At 39.8% G+C, this 20,090-nt stretch carries 17 protein-coding genes and 1 pseudogene; 8 read left to right on the forward strand and 10 right to left on the reverse strand.

Annotated features, from left to right (window positions below; all coding sequences use genetic code 11):
• Positions 1-129 precede the first annotated feature (129 nt).
• Entirely contained in the window at positions 130-1,407 is a 1,278-nt protein-coding gene (gene hemA / locus QWY93_RS02990; protein WP_290246705.1) for a glutamyl-tRNA reductase, read from the forward strand.
• A gap of 121 nt (positions 1,408-1,528) precedes the next feature.
• Positions 1,529-3,109 carry a WG repeat-containing protein gene (locus tag QWY93_RS02995; RefSeq protein ID WP_290246706.1) on the forward strand — a complete coding sequence of 527 codons (1,581 nt, stop codon included), beginning with the start codon at positions 1,529-1,531 and terminating at the stop codon, positions 3,107-3,109.
• Positions 3,110-3,449: 340 nt separating this feature from the next.
• Here the strand turns inward: QWY93_RS02995 and floA are convergent.
• The 3 genes and pseudogenes from floA to proS all read right to left on the reverse strand — a co-directional run bounded on the left by floA (position 3,450) and on the right by proS (position 6,566).
• Positions 3,450-4,462 (reverse strand): annotated as a pseudogene (gene floA / locus QWY93_RS03000) (flotillin-like protein FloA).
• 3 nt (positions 4,463-4,465) lie between these two features.
• Positions 4,466-4,927, reverse strand: a complete 462-nt coding sequence (locus QWY93_RS03005) for an NfeD family protein (protein ID WP_290246707.1) — start codon at positions 4,925-4,927, stop codon at positions 4,466-4,468.
• A 157-nt stretch (positions 4,928-5,084) separates the two neighbouring features.
• A complete protein-coding gene (proS, locus tag QWY93_RS03010) occupies positions 5,085-6,566 on the reverse strand; it encodes a proline--tRNA ligase (protein ID WP_290246708.1) in 1,482 nt (493 codons plus the stop codon).
• A gap of 133 nt (positions 6,567-6,699) precedes the next feature.
• Between proS and QWY93_RS03015 the strand changes: the two genes are divergently transcribed.
• Positions 6,700-8,010 carry a hypothetical protein gene (locus QWY93_RS03015; RefSeq protein ID WP_290246709.1) on the forward strand — a complete coding sequence of 437 codons (1,311 nt, stop codon included), beginning with the start codon at positions 6,700-6,702 and terminating at the stop codon, positions 8,008-8,010.
• Between the two features lie 125 nt (positions 8,011-8,135).
• Complete coding sequence (locus tag QWY93_RS03020) at positions 8,136-9,599, forward strand: OmpP1/FadL family transporter (RefSeq protein WP_290246710.1); 1,464 nt, start codon at positions 8,136-8,138, stop codon at positions 9,597-9,599.
• Here QWY93_RS03020 and QWY93_RS03025 read toward each other — a convergent pair.
• Genes QWY93_RS03025 through QWY93_RS03035 form a run of 3 tightly spaced genes read right to left on the reverse strand, consistent with a single transcriptional unit; the run spans position 9,589 to position 11,751 of the window.
• A complete protein-coding gene (locus tag QWY93_RS03025; RefSeq protein WP_290246711.1) occupies positions 9,589-10,119 on the reverse strand; it encodes a shikimate kinase in 531 nt (176 codons plus the stop codon). The two genes, QWY93_RS03020 and QWY93_RS03025, sit on opposite strands and share 11 nt — an antisense overlap.
• Positions 10,116-11,207, reverse strand: a complete 1,092-nt coding sequence (locus tag QWY93_RS03030; protein ID WP_290246712.1) for a BT_3928 family protein — start codon at positions 11,205-11,207, stop codon at positions 10,116-10,118. The genes QWY93_RS03025 and QWY93_RS03030 overlap by 4 nt, the downstream gene beginning before the upstream one ends.
• The gene (locus QWY93_RS03035) at positions 11,200-11,751 is read right to left on the reverse strand and encodes a DUF1599 domain-containing protein (RefSeq protein WP_290246713.1); all 552 of its coding nucleotides are present in this window, start codon (positions 11,749-11,751) and stop codon (positions 11,200-11,202) included. Before QWY93_RS03035 ends, QWY93_RS03030 begins: the two co-directional genes overlap by 8 nt.
• A 15-nt stretch (positions 11,752-11,766) precedes the next feature.
• Between QWY93_RS03035 and folP the strand changes: the two genes are divergently transcribed.
• Both folP and cdaA read left to right on the forward strand, forming a co-directional pair.
• Positions 11,767-12,651 carry a dihydropteroate synthase gene (folP, locus tag QWY93_RS03040; RefSeq protein WP_290246714.1) on the forward strand — a complete coding sequence of 295 codons (885 nt, stop codon included), beginning with the start codon at positions 11,767-11,769 and terminating at the stop codon, positions 12,649-12,651.
• Complete coding sequence (gene cdaA / locus QWY93_RS03045) at positions 12,648-13,514, forward strand: diadenylate cyclase CdaA (RefSeq protein WP_290246715.1); 867 nt, start codon at positions 12,648-12,650, stop codon at positions 13,512-13,514. Before folP ends, cdaA begins: the two co-directional genes overlap by 4 nt.
• Positions 13,515-13,649: 135 nt before the next feature.
• Here cdaA and kbl read toward each other — a convergent pair whose 3' ends face one another.
• On the reverse strand, positions 13,650-14,846 hold the full coding sequence (gene kbl, locus QWY93_RS03050) for a glycine C-acetyltransferase (protein ID WP_290246716.1): 1,197 nt from the start codon (positions 14,844-14,846) through the stop codon (positions 13,650-13,652).
• Between the two features lie 164 nt (positions 14,847-15,010).
• Here kbl and QWY93_RS03055 point away from each other — a divergent pair, with 164 nt between their 5' ends.
• Both QWY93_RS03055 and QWY93_RS03060 read left to right on the forward strand, forming a co-directional pair.
• Complete coding sequence (locus tag QWY93_RS03055) at positions 15,011-15,967, forward strand: NAD-dependent epimerase/dehydratase family protein (protein WP_290246717.1); 957 nt, start codon at positions 15,011-15,013, stop codon at positions 15,965-15,967.
• A gap of 6 nt (positions 15,968-15,973) precedes the next feature.
• On the forward strand, positions 15,974-16,459 hold the full coding sequence (locus QWY93_RS03060) for a copper resistance protein NlpE (protein WP_290246718.1): 486 nt from the start codon (positions 15,974-15,976) through the stop codon (positions 16,457-16,459).
• Between the two features lie 18 nt (positions 16,460-16,477).
• Here QWY93_RS03060 and QWY93_RS03065 read toward each other — a convergent pair whose 3' ends face one another.
• The 3 genes from QWY93_RS03065 to QWY93_RS03075 all read right to left on the reverse strand — a co-directional run bounded on the left by QWY93_RS03065 (position 16,478) and on the right by QWY93_RS03075 (position 19,912).
• On the reverse strand, positions 16,478-16,828 hold the full coding sequence (locus QWY93_RS03065; RefSeq protein ID WP_290246719.1) for a Spx/MgsR family RNA polymerase-binding regulatory protein: 351 nt from the start codon (positions 16,826-16,828) through the stop codon (positions 16,478-16,480).
• A 109-nt stretch (positions 16,829-16,937) separates the two neighbouring features.
• Positions 16,938-18,236: a glutamate-1-semialdehyde 2,1-aminomutase gene (gene hemL, locus QWY93_RS03070; protein ID WP_290246720.1), complete on the reverse strand. Its 1,299-nt coding sequence runs from the start codon at positions 18,234-18,236 to the stop codon at positions 16,938-16,940.
• A gap of 11 nt (positions 18,237-18,247) precedes the next feature.
• Positions 18,248-19,912: an ABC transporter substrate-binding protein gene (locus tag QWY93_RS03075; RefSeq protein WP_290246721.1), complete on the reverse strand. Its 1,665-nt coding sequence runs from the start codon at positions 19,910-19,912 to the stop codon at positions 18,248-18,250.
• Positions 19,913-20,090 lie beyond the last annotated feature (178 nt).

Consider the following 20,090-nt stretch of genomic DNA (forward strand, 5'->3'; position numbering starts at 1 on the left):
TTAATGATGTAATTATACCAGTCATATACATTAATATTATTTAGACACATTTTAAATTACAGAGTGCTTATGAAAATAATTCATTTCGTGCACTTTCTGTAATAAATTTGTAGTGTAAAAATACCAATAATGCAGCACAAGTTTAGAGCCATCAGTTTGTCCTACAAGAATACTCCTGTGGAAATCAGGGAAATCATCGCTTTGGATGAAACGGCTATCCAGTCTCTTCTGATAAAGCTGAAGGAATTTTTTAATGTTAGGGACACCCTGATTTTATCTACTTGCAACCGAACTGAAGTTTATTACTCTCATGAGCTGGATTTAAGTGTGGAGATCATTAAACTTATTGGTTCGGAGAAAGGGCTGCATGATGTGGTATCCTACATGGAATACTTTAAGATTTTTCATGAAGATAAGGAAGCCATCCAGCATTTGTTTAAAGTTTCCATGGGATTAGAAGCTCAGGTAGTAGGCGATATGCAGATCTCCAACCAGGTCAAAAGGGCATATCAGACTACCGCTGACATGGATATGGCTGGACCATTCCTCCATAGGTTGATGCATACCATTTTCTTTACTAATAAGAGAGTGGTACAGGAAACTGCATTCCGGGATGGAGCGGCATCCGTTTCTTATGCTGCCGTAGAACTAATTGAGGAACTCACCTCTAACACCATAGAACCAAGGATTCTTCTTATTGGATTGGGAGAAATTGGTGAAGATGTTGCCAAAAACATGGTTTACCTACCCCAGGCCAAAGTCACTCTTACCAACCGGACTTTTGCCAAAGCAGAAGCCATGGGTACGGAATTGGGTTATGAAGTTATTCCATTTGAAAAAGTCTATGAAGCCATGGAAGAGGCAGATGTCATAGTTTCCTCCATAACTACTTCCGAGCCCTTTATTACAAAAGGCCTTACCAAGAAATTCGACATTCAGAGTTACAAGCTTTTTGTGGACCTTTCTGTTCCAAGAAGTATAGAAACTACCGTGGAAGATGTCCCAGGGGCACTGTTATATAATGTGGACAATATCCGCAGTAAGGCTACAGAAACCCTGGAAAAGAGAATGGAGGCTGTCCCTCAAGTGGAAGCCATCATCTCTGAAAGTATCGAGGAATTTTATGATTGGAAAAAAGAAATGATGGTTTCCCCAACCATCAATAAATTGAAAAATTCCTTAGAGCAAATCCGCAAAGAAGAGCTCGAACGATATCTGAAAAATGCAAGCGAAAAAGAATATGCCATCATCGATAAGATCACGAAAAGCATGATGCAAAAAATCATCAAGGTTCCAGTGGTCCAGTTGAGAGCTGCGTGCAAAAGAGACCAGGCGGAAGAAATGATTGATATTATTTCTGACCTTTTTGACCTGGAAAAAGAAAACACCAAATCAAAGGGGAAATAGGCTCCCCCTATTTTCCTCTAACCTCCACTTTTTTAAAGGCTATTCCAATTATTTCTATTTTAATCAATTCTGCTTTTGATTAATGGCCCCATTCGATTTTCTTTGATTCAAATTCAGTAAAATGCCAGTATATCCAAAAAATAAGCTCAAGTTCCTTGCCCTGGGACTTCTTTTCATGTGCGCAAGCTATAATAGCCAAGCCCAGGTATATGAGGTTTATGATGACCAATTACAACTCATCCAAAAAATCAACAACGATCATATTTTCCTTTTGAGCAATGTAATCCGGGTAAGCGATAAAGATGGGCAGATCAAACTGCTCAATTATCGGTATGAACCTTTTTTGAACATTGATGGAGAAAAAATCTTCCAATACCTATCTCCCTGGATCATTATCCAAAAAAACGGAAAATTTGGGGCTTACCATGAATATGGAGAAAAAATCCTAGACCCCGAATATGATGAAATAGAGCCCTATTTCAATCAGATTTTAGCAAGAAAAGGGAATGAATATTTTCATTACGACAGGGGAAACAGAGAGGTAAAGCACCTTGGAAACTTCCAAAAGGCCTGGATAGCCTCTAATGGGCAAGTGATCGGAAAAATCCCTTCAGGTTACTTATTGCCACTATCTCCCCGACCTGATCATGTTTTCGAGAAAATAAGCAGCCCCAGTCCCAATACCCTTCTAACCCAAGAAGCCTCTGGTTACGGTTTAGTCAACAGGCAAGGGGAATATATTCTTGAACCGATTATCGATACCATCGCCCACCTGGAGGGGGATCAGTTTTATGCCTTTAATCAAAAGCAGCATATGCTGCTAAAGGCTCAAGAGGCTGATGTGGATATTAGTTACAGTAGTTATCACAAAATCACTGCTGATGGGAATGTTATCCTGGAATATATCCACGGCAAACTAAGGCGAATTATGAAGAACGGGGGAATATTACTGGACATACAAGGCATGGAAAGTGTAACCGAAGCAGGACAAAACCATTACAATGTCCTTTTTAAAAATAAAAAGCTCGGGCTTCTGGATGAGAAGGGGATCTGGAGAGTAGTTCCCACCGAAAACATCACCCAGCTTTTTCCCGGGCGGCAAGGCTTATATGGAGCCCTTATTGATCGAAAGTATGGCTTTGTGGACCAAAGTGGAAAACTAAGAATTTCCAACCGTTTTGAAATGGTAGGGCAGTTTTCTGAAGGCTTTGCCAGTATTCAATCCGGAGGAAAATGGGGATTTATAAATCAGAATGATGAAATCACCATAGAACCGCAATTTGACCAGGTGGGTGATTTCCACCGGGGCTTAGCCTTGGTAAAGAAAAATGGAAAAGACAACCTGATTGATACACAAGGAAATTTGATGCTTTCAAAATATTATGACCAAATTTCCCTTATTGCGGACCATTATTACATTACAGAAAGTAAGGGACAGTATGGTTTAATAAATCCCTTGGGAAAAGAAATAGCAACCCCAAAATTTGACGATATCAGAAGGGAAGCTTATGACCGGATAATTGTAAAAAGAAATGGAAAATACGGATTAATGAATGAAAAAGGCAATTATATTTTACCAATTTACTATCAGGACATTCTGCTGGACCAAGGCACCCAGAAAATTTTAGCAGAAGACATCTATATCCCACCGGTATTGGTAGAGGATGGAAAAAAGAAACGAAAAAAACAAAAGGGGGCATAAAAGCTCCCTTTTGTTTGCCTGGATGAATTCTAAGGTAAAGTTGATATTACCCAAGAGCATTTCATTTTATGGTTATTAATTTCAGGATCTTTGCTGCGCACCTATAAATAGGTGAAAAGAGAAAAGACTAATAATTTGGTACCGCCTTTTGGTCCACCGACAAAATTCAACGAAAATATCAACACCCTGAAATTTTTAAAGAATTGAAGGCCAAGGTTTACAAAATGGCGGTAATTAACCGTTTTGCTCTAGCCTAACCCTCACTATCATTAATTCAATATTCACAATTCACTTAGAGGTACACTCTCTCCAGGTATGGTTATAAAATCATAGAAAACTTCTAATTCTTATCCCCATTGGATTTTTTATTCCCTCTTTTGCCTTCCTCAGGTTTTGAAATAGAATCTCTCATTTCTGTATCTGATTTTATATTTTCCATTCGGTAATAATCCATCACACCAAGGTTACCAGAACGGAATGCTTCCGAAATAGCTTTTGGAACCTCTGCTTCTGCTTCTATGACTTTGGCTCTCATTTCAACATTTCTTGCCTTCATTTCTTGCTCCAAAGCAACCGCCATGGCCCTTCTTTCTTCAGCTTTTGCCTCAGCAACTTTCAAGTCAGCAGATGCCTGGTCTATTTGCAGTTTGGCGCCAATATTGGTCCCCACATCAATATCTGCAATATCAATAGATAGGATTTCAAATGCGGTTCCTGCATCAAGTCCCCTTTCCAAAACGAGTTTGGAAATCTTATCGGGATTTTCCAGTACACTTTTATGGGTATTTGCAGAACCAATGGAGGTCACGATACCTTCCCCTACCCTGGCAAGGATGGTATCCTCTCCGGCACCACCTACCAACTGGGCGATATTAGCCCTTACGGTCACCCGGGCTTTTGCAATCAACTGAATCCCATCTGCAGCAACAGCAGCAACATTGGGAGTATTGATCACTTTCGGATTAACAGAAATCTGAACCGCCTCAAAAACGTCTCTCCCCGCCAGGTCAATGGCCGTTGCTTGTTTAAAGGAAAGATTAATATTGGCTTTATCAGCTGATATCAAGGCCCTGATTACATTGGGCACATTTCCTCCTGCCAGAAAATGGGTCTCCAGATCATTGGTTTTCAGATCCAGACCAGCTTTGGTAGCGGTAATCAAGGAATTGACAATGATGCTGGGTGGAACTTTCCGGATCCTCATTCCAATTAGTTCCCCAATCCCCACTTTCACATTGGCAAAAATGGCCGTGATCCACAAGTTGACCGGGACAAAATAAAGAAAGATAAAAAGCAGGATTAAGCCCCAAAGGCCACAACCAAAATAAACACGGTGTTAGATATTTCTCCCATAACTTATTGTTTTATGATAATTTTATTGCTTTCCAACTTGTGAATAACTACTTCGGTACCTGCAGAAATAAATCCGGAATTGGATTTCACTTCATAAATTTTGTCATCAAATTCCGCCTTCCCAAAGGGTTTTACATCCGATATCGTCCTTCCTTTTTGGCCAACTTCCAGTCCTGCCAGCCTTTCATCAAATGCCCTTCCCACACTGGTTTCCTTTAGTGAAAAACGATTCCAAACTCCTGATCGAAACCCATAAAGAACAACCAGGACATTCCCCAACACAGTTAAAGCCACAACGATAAAAGCCGTTTCAGTTTCAAAATTTTGAAAACACACATAAATCCCCATTCCTGTGAAAAGGACCCCTAATATGCCAACCAAAGTGGTTCCGGGAACAAAAATTACTTCAACCAGGACCAGAAGGAGCCCCAGCACCAATAAACTCAAAATAATCGCCCAGGTCATAAAAGTTAGTAGTTGAACTGTTTAAATTATGCCATTTTTTCGGGAAAATAAAATAAATAATGAATAATAGGTCAATCCCTTCCCTCATAAAAAAACCGCTTTGCTGCTGGGTATTTTCACAAGCAAAGCGGTTATAAAATTCTTTAATAATGCTTAATTAATAGGCTTTGGCAAATAAGACCCTCCCTTTGGATGGTTTTCCTGTCAAAACACAAGCACCTTCTTCTTTGACCTGATCAAGAGGTATGCAGCGAATGGTAGCTTTGGTCAAATCCTTGATTTTTTCTTCGGTCTCAGCGGTTCCATCCCAATGGGCAGAAATAAACCCTCCTTTTTCCTCAAGGACTTTCTTAAACTCATCCCAATCATTGACCTTTCTGGTATTATCTGCTCTGTAATCTTTGGCTTTTTTATAAATATTGGCCTGAATTTCATCCAACAGAGCAGGAATTGCTTTGGATACATCCACCTCATCCAACTTCATCATTTCCTTGGTCAGTGTATCCCTTCTCGCAACTTCAATGGTATTATTGGCCAAATCCCTTGGTCCAAGGGCAATTCTGACAGGAACCCCCTTCAATTCATACTCAGCAAATTTCCAGCCCGGCTTATGAGTATCCCGATGATCAAATTTGACGGAAATCCCCAAGGGATTCAATTGATCCATAATCTCATGAGCTTTCTCCTCAATGGCCTGCAATTCCTCTTCACTGCGGAAAATAGGAACTATCACCACCTGAATCGGGGCCAATTTAGGAGGAAGCACCAAGCCATTATTATCTGAATGGGCCATGACCAAAGCTCCCATCAAACGGGTACTAACCCCCCAGGAAGTTCCCCAAACATAATCCAAACCTCCATCTTTAGAGGCAAATTTTACATCAAAAGCCTTTGCAAAATTTTGGCCCAAAAAGTGGGAAGTTCCAGCTTGTAAGGCCTTACCATCCTGCATCAAGGCTTCGATACAATAAGTTTCCAAAGCTCCTGCAAATCGTTCTGTTTCCGTCTTCAGGCCTTTTACCACGGGCATTGCCATATAATCTTCGGCAAATTGTGCATATATATTCATCATTTGCACTGTTTCTTCCTCAGCCTCCTCCCGGGTGGCATGGGCCGTATGGCCTTCTTGCCACAAAAACTCAGCAGTTCTCAAAAACAAGCGGGTTCTCATTTCCCACCTTACCACGTTGGCCCATTGGTTGACCTTCAGGGGCAGGTCCCGGTAAGATTGGATCCAGTTTCTGTATGTACTCCAAATCACTGCCTCTGAAGTCGGCCTTACAATCAGCTCCTCCTCCAGTTTGGCCTCTGGGTCCACGATTACCCCTTTATTGTCTTCGGAGTTTTTCAACCGGTAATGGGTTACTACCGCACATTCTTTGGCAAAACCCTCCACATGACTGGCTTCCTTGGAAAGGAAGGATTTTGGGATAAACAGGGGAAAATAAGCATTGCTGTGCCCAGTATCTTTAAACATCTGATCCAGTTGACCTTGCATTTTTTCCCAAATGGAATACCCATAGGGTTTGATAACCATGCAACCTCTTACGCCAGAGTTTTCTGCCAAGTCTGCTCGCTTCACCAATTCATTATACCACTGGGAATAATCGTCTTCCCGTTTTGGTAATCCTTTGCTCATATCAATTATTTGTTGTTATGAAAAAACTCTTTAACTTTCGTTCCTGATAATTGAAGGCAAATATAAATTAAAAAATGATAACCCTCCCCTGATCGCCACGTATATAGTGGTAGATGTTATAAACTGCATGATTATGATGAAATTAATCCCATATCGTTATTTTTCTTTTCTTCTTGCTTTAGGATTCACTGCTTGTAGTAGCAGCTATACCGCAATGCAGGGAGAATCCGATGATTTATACTTTATGGCCTCGGATAATGCCGCTGCCACAGCTCATGCTGTACCCAATAATACCCCCGGGCATTTTGAGGATTATGAAATCGCTGAGGGCAGTGCTCAGGAGAATTTTTCTGCTAAAAATGTAAATCCTGAATACATTGCCAAATATCAGATACAAAGCGATCGTGCAGATGATGAAATCGTCTATTTCGATGATGCTCCGGTTGCTTCCACAGAAGGAAAGGTTGGTGAAAGCGGAGACATCAATGTATATAATAACTTTTATGGTTACAACAACCCAAGGGGCTCTGCCTTTAATTCCAACCCATGGATGTATAATTCCTTTGGCATGATGGGAGGATTCTATCCAAGATTTGGATATGGCGGATTTTATGATCCCTTCTGGAGTTCTCCATTTGCCTTCCGACCAGGACTAAGCATCTCATTAGGATTTGGCTTTGGTAATTCTTGGGGATACAGACCTTATTACGGTGGATTTTATGATCCCTTCTACGATCCATTCTGGGATCCCTTCTGGAGTCCTGCTTTAGCTTATAGTCCCTATTCTAGATTTTATGGTTATGGCGGTTATTATAACAGGCCAATCATAATAAATAATATTTACGAAGGGGAAAGCAGAAACTTAGTTAGGGCTGCAAGGACCAGGAGAGGAAGTACCCTATCGGGTGATTATAGAGAAAGCAGAACTGCTATTGCTCCAAGTTCAACAAGGACAGTGGCCAGAAGAAGTGCCATTAGCAGGACAACATCCAGGTCCAGGGTAGATGGTTCCGATTTTAGTCGTTCAGAAAACGACTATTATAACAGCAGAGTTTCTGCAGAACCAACTAGGAGAAGCATCAATTCCGCAGCTATGACCACGAGAACCTCTACTACTACTAGAAGTAATAGGGACACTTATACACCTCCCAGAAGATCAAGCAGACCTAGTGTAACTCAACCTAGCGAAAGGTCCTCCTCAAGATCTTATTATGAAGCGCCAAGGTCAGGAAGGAGCACTTCCCCATCTTATAATAGAAGTACTTCTCCTTCAAGACAAAGAAATATTTCAACACCCTCTAGAACAAGAAGTTCTAGTTACACTCCCTCAAGGAGTAGCAGCTCTTCCAGAAGCAGCTCCTTCAGTTCTGGTAGCAGTTCGTCCAGGAGCTCAGGAGGCTCTACCAGTGGAAGTTCTGGAAGATCTAGAAGAGGGGGAAATTAATTATCCCCCTTTTTTTACCATTTTTTCAGTTCACACCGTTAAATAAGCAGATAACATCTTGGTATAGGCATAGTAATTGTCATTTTGGCTTATGACAAAATGGGATTTTATTAGCTAAAAAAATTATGAAAACATCTATTAAAATACTTTCTGGATTAACTTTTCTTGGACTATTATTGGCCACTGCAAAAGTAAAGTCTCAAGGTATTGATGACGCATTAAGGTTTAGTGAACATCAAGCTTCTGGTTCTGCAAGGGTAATGGGAATAGGCGGCAGCCAAACTGCCATCGGCGGAGATGTTTCCAACATCCATGGGAATCCTGCCGGGCTTGGTTTTTTCAGAAAATCTGAATTTAGCTTTACAGCTTCCTATGGAAACTTACAATCCAGGTCTACTTTTCTTAACCAAATACAAGAGGATAATACAGGAAATTTTGCCCTGCCCAATTTAAGTATTGTCCTAAGCAATATGAAAGATCCCTTGAATAGGGATAAATGGAGGGGGCATACTTTTGGTATTTCCATTAACAGGTCCCATTCTCTTAACCGTAATTTCGGTTACACATCATCCCGTTCTGGTAATTCATCCTTACTTGACTATTATGTTAATGATTACACCAATTTTGGTGAACCTCCATTAGGAGACCCTGCGGGGCTACCATTGGATGTTGAAATCATTGAAATAAATTCTGATAACACATTTGAAAAATCCGATTACGCCATTGGCAATCCTTTTCAAAGTGAGCTAATCGAAAATGAAGGTAGCAGAAGCCAGGTAACCTTTTCCTTTGGAGGTAATTATGACAACAAACTATTTGTCGGTGCAGCCGTTGGGATTACTTCAATAAATTTCCGTTCCTTCAAAACCTACAAGGAATCATTTATTGATGAAAGTGATATCAAAGCATTGGATTATGAGCTTAGAGAAAACCTTTACCAAAATGGTACTGGAATCAACTTAAACCTGGGCATGATCTACAAACCAATAGATGAACTTAATTTGGGGGTTTCATTCAGATCACCCACCTGGTCCAGGTTTGAAGATGAATTTGATGCCGATTTATACGCACAGTTTTATGATATTGAGGGAGACCCGGAGTTTGAAAACTATGAAACCAGCGATATTTATATATCCACCATTAACTTGCGAAGCCCCATGAAAATAAGCGGTGGAGCCACCTTTTTCTTCCAGAAAAATGGCTTTATCACAGCCGATGTAGATTACCTGGATTATTCCACCATGCATTTTTCTTCTCCAGATTTTTCTCTCGACAATGCCAACCAGGAAGTCAACCAGTTTGCGGAAAAGGTAATCAATTACCGGATTGGTGGAGAATACCGGTTTGATATCTTTAGAATTCGGGCTGGGACAGGTTTTTATGGAGACCCCTTGGATGAGCCAGACAGGGACCGATCCAGAATTCAATACACTGGTGGGATAGGAGTAAGACTGCCCAAAATGTATATAGATTTTGGCTTGGTACACAGCCAATTTGACAGTTACTATTTCTCATATCCTACTGCTGATCCCAATTTTGTTGACAACAAACAGACAACAGGTTTTTTAACCTTTGGGTTTAACTTCTAAAAAAAGTCAATAACTCAGAAATTAATAGCTCAGCGGAAATATCGTCTCCGCTGAGCTTTATTTTTGCCTTTTCATAATAATCAATTCTTTCTGAAAGCATATCCTGTAATTTCAGGGTAATTTCCCCAGTTTCTAGGCCTTGGAATAGGGGGCGTTTGGCTACTTCACCTTTGGTCAACCGCTCTAATATTTGTTCCAAGGAAACATCCAAGAATACTGAAATCCCCTTTTGATTGATGATTTCCATATTTTCATTGTAACAAGGGGCGCCCCCTCCGGTGGATAAGACAAAAGCTTCATCCCGGTCCAGGGCATCAGAAAGGACATTGGATTCCAGCCTTCGAAAATATCCTTCTCCCTTATCCATAAAAATTTTGGGGATGGATTCCCCCTCCCTTTTCACAATTAGGTCGTCCAAATCATAAATCTTAAACCCTAATTTATTGGCAATTTCTTTTCCAAGGGTGGATTTGCCACTGCCAGGCATTCCAACCAAAACAATTTTAACTTGGTTTTTCATGGAGTGAATAAGCTTTTTATCCGGGTAGTTTCAGGAATATCTGAATAGTGATATTTTTTAAGAATAATTCCATCTTGGATCAACATAAGTCCTGGATTGGAGCGAATCATGGTTTTAATCACTGTTGCATCTCCAAAATAATAAGGAACATCCCATCCCCTATTTTCCATTAAATTTTCAATTTCCTCATCAGATGAAGCGGTAATAATCACCGTTTTCCCTACCTCCAGATCAATCAGTGAATCAAACCCTTCCAAAACTTCAGGGTCCATATTATGAAAATTACTGATCAGAATAATAATTTTGTTTCCCTTTAAAATAGTCTCTGTAAAATCTCCCTGTTCATTCCATATAGCAAAATCGGAAATTTTGGGAAGTACTTCCGGATTTTTAAGTTTCATATCCACAAATTCATACCCATCTTCCTTAGGGTATTGGTCCAGAACCACTTCAGCCCCATCTTTTTTCATGATATATTGGTATTCCAATTCCCCGGAAGGTTGCATGGCCTGGGTAATATTTACCCCTTCCTTATAGGGCCGGAAATCAAGGAACGGCAAATTCCAAATTGCCCACAAAGAAAGCCCCAGCGCCCCAAAAAAGGCTAGAACTACAGAGATTTGGGCCCAAAATGCCTTTTGTTCAGGAAGACTTTTTCGAAATAGGACTAGCGTCCCTATCAATACTAAAAGGAAAATATCCTTATAAAAGGACTGCCAAGGGGTCAATTTTATCGCATCTCCAAAACAACCACAGTCGGTCACTTTATTGAAATAAGCAGAATAGAAAGTAAGAAAAGTAAAAAACAAGATCATGGCCGACAATAAACCCAAGGTCCAATTTCTTTTCACCCCCAAAATCAGCATCACTCCTAATACAACTTCCAAGGTAATCATAACCACAGATAGGGGAAGGGAAACTGGCATTAAATATCCAAAAATCCCTGCTATATCCTGGGAAAAAACATGGAAATATTCTTCCATTTTAATAGATGTCCCTATAGGGTCATTGACCTTGATCAGACCAGAAAAAATAAAAAGCCCCCCAACAATAAACCGGATAAGGCCCAATACAAATTTCTTAAGCATGTTGCTCTTCCTTTAACCGAATCAAACAAAAAACTGAATAATTGATCATATCTTGATAATTGGCCTCAACGCCCTCGGAGGCTAAAGTTTTACCTTGGTTATCTTCAATTTGTTTGACCCGGTATAATTTCATCAAAATAATATCGGTCATAGAGGCTACCCTCATATCCCTCCAAGCCTCACCATAATCATGGTTTTTATTTTCCAACAGTCCCCTTGTAGCTTCCACCCATTTATCATACATAGGTTCGAGTTCAGTATAATCCAATTCCAACCTATCATCTTCCTTCATTTCCAATTGGATCAAAGCAATTAAACAATAATTGATAATACCAATAAATTCCTCCTGAATAGTATCCCCTATTTTTTGTGATCCTTTTTCCTGGATAGACCTGATGCGCTGAGCTTTAATAAAAATCTGGTCTGTAATGGAAGGAATTCTAAGTATTCTCCAAGCCGTCCCATAATCAATGGTTTTCTTCTTAAAAAGTTCTTTACAAAGGCTAATAACTTGATTATATTCGCTAACTGTTTGCGTTCTCACAGCAATGATTATTTAATGAAAGATAGGTCTCAATTCACTTCAGAAATCGAAGATAAATTATTTCCCCCAAAAATAACACTTCAGATCAAAGGAAAGCTTTACTTCTTGGACGAACCTTGGGTTATGGGAATCCTCAACATCACTCCAGACTCTTTCTTTAGTGAAAGCAGGTTTTCTAAAGAATCCGGGAAAGTTTTGTCTCAAGCAGAAAAAATGATTGGAGAAGGGGCAAAAATTCTGGATTTGGGGGGATATAGCAGCAGGCCTGGTGCTTCGGAAGTTTCCATTGAGGAAGAACTTGCCCGGGTCATCCCGGCTGTCAAGGTCATAAAAACAGAATTCCCTGATATTTTGGTTTCCATTGATACCTTTAGACACGAAGTAGCCCGCCTTGCATATTATGAAGGGGCCGACATCATTAATGATATTTCAAGTGGAGAATTGGACAAAAGCATGATTCCTACGGTCGGAAAATTAAAAATTCCCTATATCAGTATGCATATGAAAGGGAATCCCGAAACCATGCAGGCCAAAACGGAGTATAATAACTTAGAAAAGGATATTTTATCATTTTTTAACGAAAAACTGAACCAATGTAAAAATGCTGGCATTAATGATGTAGTAATTGACCCTGGGTTTGGTTTTTCCAAAACAATAGGGCAAAATTATAGGATTCTTAAAAATTTATCTTATTTTAAGACTATAAAGGCCCCTGTCTTGGTTGGTGTTTCTAGAAAATCCATGATTTACAAAAGCTTGGATATCCAGCCTCAAGAAGCACTCAATGGGACAACCGCTTTGCATATGGTGGCATTGATCAACGGGGCAGATATCCTTAGGGTGCATGATGTAAAAGAAGCAATTGAAACAATTAAACTATATAAACAAATTTACCGTTGAATTTACTTTTCAAAATTGGCTTTTTGGACGTTTCCATTGTCAATATTATAGACATTACACTGGTAAGTATTCTGATCTACCAGGTCTATAAATTGATGAGAGGAAGTGTTGCCATTAAAATTTTCTTGGGATTTTTATCGCTTTATTTGGTCTATCTGGTGGTCAATGCCGCTAAGATGGAATTGCTCTCCATTATTTTGGGGCAGTTTATGGGAGTTGGTGTCATTGCTGCCATTATTCTTTTTGCTCCTGAAATCAGAAAATTCCTGCTTATAATTGGAAAGACTTCTATCCTATCCAATGAAAATGTACTTCAAGAATTATTGTTTTGGAGAAAAAAGGAAACTATGGCTTTCAATATCACTCCTATTATGGAGGCTTCCAAATCCCTTGCAGGGACCAGCACCGGGGCTTTGATGGTGATTTCCCGTAGTTCCGAATTAAAGTTTTATGCAGAAAGCGGGGATTTGATCGACGCTGTGGTTTCCAAAAGATTGTTGATTTCTATTTTCAATAAATACAGCCCCCTCCATGATGGGGCCGTTATTATTTATAATGGAAAAGTTAAAGCTGCCCGTTGTATCCTTCCAGTTACTGAAAGGGAGGTTCCTGCCCAATTTGGCCTTAGACACCGAGCTGCTATTGGGATGTCAGAAGCCACCGACACCTTGGTATTAATAGTTTCAGAAGAAACAGGCCAGGTCTCTATGGCCAAAAATGGCAAAATTCTTCATAATCTATCTTTCCAGGAAGTGAGGGAAATGCTCAATGATTATTTGACCGGAGAGGATATTGACGAAAAATTTGAAACCATAAGCGCTTTTAAAAGCAGAAAGTTAAAGCAAAGAACCGCTGAAGCATAAATTGGGTTCCACCAGATCCCTTTTTGGCAATTCCTGAAATAGGTGACCAGTTTATTGATCTTCTTCTGTTCACTACAAAGGTTTCCAAAAGAATTATCAAATAATAACGGTAAAGTAAAAACTGAGCCTCCTCTCCTATTCAATTACCTTCAACTCCTTACCAACTTCGACAAAGGCCTTAATAGCCCTGTCTAAATGTTCTTTTTGGTGATTGGCGGAAAGCTGCACCCTAATTCGGGCTTGCCCCTTAGGCACAACAGGATAATAAAAACCGATCACATATATGCCCTTTTCCAAAAGTTTTTCCGCCATTTGTTGGGAACGTTCCGCATCATATAGCATTATTGGGACTATTGGATGCTGACCCGGCTTTATTTCAAACCCTGCCTCAAGCATTTTTTTCCTAAAATACCGGGTATTATCTTCAAGCTTATCCCTGAGGGCAGTAGTTTCCGACAAAAGGTCAAAAACGGCAATAGATCCCCCGGCAATTGCAGGGGCAAGGGTATTGGAAAACAAATAAGGCCTTGATCTTTGCCTCAACAATTCAATAATCTCTTTCCTCCCTGAAGTAAATCCACCGGAAGCTCCACCTAATGCTTTACCCAAAGTTCCCGTAATAATATCAACTTCTCCCATAACACCTTTTAATTCGGGCACTCCCCTTCCTGTTTTTCCTAAAAAACCGGTTGCATGGCATTCATCAGACATGACCATGGCCCTATACCGCTTTGCCAACCCAACTATCTGGTCCAATTGTGCAATAGTTCCATCCATGGAAAATGCCCCATCAGTAACGATGATTTTTTGCCTTGCCCCCTTTAAATCGGCCTCCTTAAGCTGCTTTTCCAAATCATCCATATCATTGTGTTGATACCGGAACCGCATTGCCTTACATAGCCTTACCCCATCAATAATCGAGGCATGATTTAGTGCATCAGAAATGATAGCATCCTCAGAACCAAACAGGGGTTCGAAAACACCACCATTGGCATCAAAAGCTGCAGCATACAAGATGGTATCCTCTGTTCCCAAAAATTCGGAAATCTTTTTTTCTAATTCCTTATGCAAATCCTGCGTTCCGCAGATAAAGCGAACGGAAGACATGCCATAACCATGGGAATCAATAGCTTTTTTGGCCGCTTCTATTACTCTAGGATGGCTGGACAACCCCAAATAATTGTTGGCACAAAAATTTAAAACTTTTTCCCCTCCCTTAATGGTGATTTCTGCACCCTGGGGAGAAGTGATCACTCTTTCTGATTTAAAAAGTCCTGAATCCCGAATGGACTCGAGTTCAGCTTCTAAATGTTGCTTAAAACTTTCATTCATAAATGTCCGATCAACAATTAAATCACTGATTTAAAAATACTTATACATAAATGTAATTGAAATAAATCACAATTAGGACAAATGAAATTGTTATTTTTATATAGCATTTAAACAATTACAGCAAATTTCCTTCTGAGGCATTATTTAAAATTTGGACCAATTATATGGAACGCATTTTAATCACCGGGGCAGCTGGGCAAATAGGCGCTGAATTAACCAAATTCTTAATTGATATTCATGGACAAAATAATGTTTTGGCCACGGATATTATTGAACCCAACCGCTATCCTTTAGAGGATGCCAGATACCGGAAATTGGATGTTCTGGATTCCAATGCCCTTGGAAATATCGTTCAGAAAGAAAGACCTACCCAGATCTTTCACTTGGCAGCCCTGCTTTCAGCAAAAAGTGAAAAACAGCCTTTAACAGCCTGGAGATTGAATATGGACGGATTATTGGCCATTTTGGAAGTGGCAAGAGAGTTAAAAGTTCCAAAGGTATATTGGCCATCTTCTATAGCTGTTTTTGGCCCGGACACCCCATCCCAGAACACCCCTCAAAATACTGTTATGAACCCCATAACTGCCTATGGCATTTCTAAACTGGCAGGTGAACGCTGGTGTGAATATTATTATAGAAAATACCAACTTGACATTAGGAGTTTAAGGTATCCTGGCCTGATTGGTTACAAATCAATGCCTGGAGGAGGCACTACCGATTATGCAGTAGAAATATTCCGAAAAGCCATTGAAAGTGAACCTTATGAGTGCTTTTTAAAGGCTGACACTTATCTTCCCATGATGTATATGGGGGATGCAATCAATGCAACTCTTCAGTTAATGCAAGCCCCTTCTACTAGAATAAAAGTTCGGAGCAGTTATAACCTCAGAGGGATAAGTTGTTCCCCAAAAGATTTATTTGAAGGCATCAAAAAGTTTTACCCTGCCTTTCAAATCAGCTATAAACCTGATTACAGGCAAGAAATTGCCGACCATTGGCCGGATAGCATTGATGATAGGGAAGCCCGGAAAGATTGGGGCTGGCAACCTCAATTTGACCTGGAATTAATGATAAAGGAAATTTTAATTAACTTGCCAAAATACTTGCTTCACCCAAAATAGGTTCCTATGAAACTATGTACTTCTCTCTTTGCTATTTGTATAGGTTTACTGTGTTTGGCTTGCGACCCCTCTGCCAGTGAATCCGAAAATTCAGGTACGGAATCCAATTCACTGGAAGATAACAACGTCATTCTGGAAACAGGCGCATCAAAATGGTACACTTATGAAGGAACGGTTCCCTGTGCGGATTGTGAGGGGATCAAAATGGAATTGAGGTTAGAAAATAAGCCTAACAAAAAGGAAAGGGCGTACGAGCTTTTGGAAACTTACCTAAAAACTGATGAAGGAAACAGGTCTTTTGAATACCAGGGAATTTATGAGGTTACCTATGGCCTGGAGGAGGAACCTGATGCCATGGTAATTACTTTGTGGGACCAAAACAATTCCATAGTAAAAAGTTTTGTCCAGGAACAAAGTGGGAACCTCACCATGCTAAATCAGCAAAATAAAAGGATTAAATCCCCTTTAAATTATTCCCTGGAAAAAAAATAAAGCCTGATAATTCAGGTTTTATTTTTCAAGTATTTCATCAGGCTGAAATCCCACCAAATATCTTCCATCAGGAAATACCATCACTGGCCTTTTGATCATACTGCTATTTTTTATTATCAATGGTATTGCAGAATCTTCCTGTTTCAAACTCTCCTTTTCTTCATCGGATAATTTCCTAAAGGTCATTCCCTTTTTATTGACCAGCTTGTCCAAAGGTATTTCCTCCAAAAATTCATTCAACAACTCTTTTGTTGGGGGCGTTTTTTTATAATCAATAAAAGAATAGTCCACCTTGTTTTCCTCCAAAAACTTAAATGTCCTCTTCATGGTATCACAGTTTTTGATACCATATACCTTTACATTTTCCATATACTTCTCAGGAATTTAATATTCTCCCCCATTTCCAATTGGTAAAAAGGGGCAGTGTTCTATTGAGTTTTATTTAAAAAAGCCAGTCACTGGAAACTGGCTTTTTTAATTAATAAATATCCAATACTTCCTTTAAGGAATCTTCGTTGGCCTGTACAATATGTTGTACATGCTCATCCTTAATGGCTGTGGACAAGAAAAAGCTTTCAAATTGGGATGGTGCCAAATAAACACCGCGAGACAGCATAGCTTGAAAATATTTTCCAAAAAGCTGGGTATCGCAAGATTTTGCCGTTTCAAAATCCACCACTTCCTTATCGGTAAAAAACAGGCTAAACATACTTCCCAGATGAGTCATTGAATAATTCAAGCCCAATCTTTGTAGGGTATCCTTAAAACCACCTACAATTTTTCCACCTGTTTTATCCAATTCTTGGTAAATAGAAGGATTGTCATGCAAATGTTTTAACATGGCATAACCAGCAGCCATTGCAATTGGATTTCCAGACAAAGTGCCTGCTTGATAAACTGGTCCAGTTGGCGAAACAAATTCCATTATTTCCTTTTTTCCACCGTAAGCTCCAACTGGCATACCTCCACCGATGATTTTGCCCATGGTAGTCAGGTCTGGAGTCACATCAAAAACTTCCTGAGCCCCACCAGGTGCCAAACGAAAACCTGTCATCACCTCATCAAAGATCAATATGATCCCTTCCCTGTCACACAATTTCCTCAAACCTTCCAGGAAGCCTTTCTTCGGCAATATTAGCCCCATATTACCTGGAACAGGCTCTAAAATGATGGCAGCAACTTCCCCCTTATTGGCTTCCACAAGTTCCTCAACTGCTTTCAAATCATTATGAGGGGCCAAAAGGGTATCCCTGGCTGTCCCTTGGGTCACACCCGGGGAATTGGGCATTCCCATGGTTATGGCTCCAGAGCCTGCTGCTATCAAAAAAGAATCCCCGTGGCCATGATAATTACCTTCAAACTTGATGAATTTATCTTTACCAGTATAACCCCTTGCAAGTCTGACCGCAGACATAGTGGCTTCCGTTCCAGAATTAACCATTCTCACTTTTTCTACGGAAGGGACCATTTGAGTGATCAGGTCGGCAATTTCAATTTCCTTTGCCGTAGGAGCTCCAAATGAAGTCCCGAGTTCCGTAGCTTTAAGGATGGCTTCTTTGATGGCCGGGTGATTATGCCCCAAAATCAAAGGCCCCCAACTGTTTATCAATTCAATAAACGCATTCCCATCCTCATCATATAAGTACGGGCCATCTGCTTTTTTGATAAATAATGGATCCCCACCTACTGCCTTAAAAGCCCTCACAGGAGAGTTAACCCCTCCAGGGATAAATTGCTGTGCCTTCTCAAAAAGAGATTTACTAATATCAATTTTCATCAAAAACTGCTTTATTTTATTTCTTCTAACTTCCCTTGATTCATTTTTAATATTGGAATATGCTGATTGTACTGGGAATAACTAAAATTCAAACCAAAACTAAGGGTCCCCTGCTGATCTCCCAATTGGTTAAGGTTATTTCTAAAATCAAAACCCAAACGATTGTTTAAAGAATGAGCGACCCAATCCATCAGCTCGTAACCTAAATAGGCATTGATATTGGGGTAAGTCTGGAATTTTTCAAAAAACTTCTCCCTAAAATCGGAGACGGATTCCTTATCCATTTTGATGGTGTTGTTACCTATATAATGAAAATCATTTCCCCCTAGCATTTCAAAATTCACAAAATTAAAATATAACCAGGAATCCATGACCATAATAGGAATATCAGTTGTCAGGGACTCCAACAAAGAAAAAGTGGGGGAAGCGATATAAGGATCATCTGAGAAAATCACCACCATATCTGCATTATAAACTGTATCTTCCCTTATTCCAACATCCTCTAAAAAATCACGAATGTTATTGGAATTGACTTTCCTATTATAAGTTATTTCATACCCTCTATTTTTAGCTTCTTTTACGAATTGACCGGCCATCAACTCATCCCTTGTGGATCCAGAATAGGCCAAGGCCACTTTATTTCCAATATTTTTGTTCCGGCAAAATTCCAATACCCGTTGAACAATGCCTCCGGTGGATGGCCTGAACAAATAGGAATAATCCATCCCATCAAATTGATCCTTGATATTGGAAAGCGGGTTGATATAGGGAATTTGATTGCTTTCTGCAAAGTTAGCAACAACGGAAGTTTCTTCAGGGTAAATTGGCCCTATGATAATATCTGCAACCTGGAAAAAAGGATCGTCCAGTATTTTTCTCACCACCCCTTCATTCCTTTCAGAATCAAATGTTCGGACCGTCAGTTGCTCCCCTCTTTTTTTGGCTTCCTCAATGGCCATGGAAATGCCCTGGTACAATTCAAAAACAAAATTATTCCCTTCAATATTCCTAACTCCAGTGCCCCCTTGATAATTAAAAGGGAGAATAATAGCCACCTCCAGTATATTATTTTTGATATTTTGACTGGTTGGTATTTGGAGCTCCTCCTGCTTCATTTCCTGAAGTTCTCTAAATACTCTTTTTTCACTGTTAGACATCACCGTCTGTTGCTCCAGTTTTTCCAGTAACACTTTACTGTACCCCTTATTATCCTTAAATGTATTCCAGTGGGCCACCAAAAAACTTACAGAAACATTCCCTTTAAGATAATCATAACTGGCCTTTTGTCCTTCCTCTTTCAAGGCGGCATCCCGAATTTTGTTCAACACCGTAAGGGCATCAAAATATTCCTTCTGATTAAAATAATTTAAAGCCAAAAGGTATCTTGCATCATCCTCCTTTTCCCAATTATATTCATTTACAAGTTGGCTCAGGGTTGCCTGGGAAAGGGCATACTGACGGTTTTGAAAAGCGGCCCTAGCAAAATGATACCGGGCATACAATGCCAGTTCCCCATATTCCCGATAGTCCAAATAGGGCCTTAAAAGGCCCATGGCTGCTTCGGAATTTCCATTTTCGATCATTTGTTTGGCTCTCCTGTATTCAGGTGTCGCTTCTTGTGCCATAAGGGACGCACTGACAAAAAAAGCCATCAAAAATCCTATTAATTGCTTCATCTGTTTTCTATAATTTATGTATTCTCCCCTGGTTACCTGGGTTTATAATTGGGATGGTAAGTTGGATTATTTAGTAAAGGCTGTCCTGCAAAAAAAGGGAGCTTTCCCCGGATCCGAATCATTTCTGGGGAATTATTTTTGTCCATCTCATTTTTATATTTCCAGGACAAAATCAAAT

Origin of the sequence: Echinicola jeungdonensis (assembly GCF_030409905.1) — a bacterium.
GTDB lineage: Bacteria > Bacteroidota > Bacteroidia > Cytophagales > Cyclobacteriaceae > Echinicola > Echinicola jeungdonensis.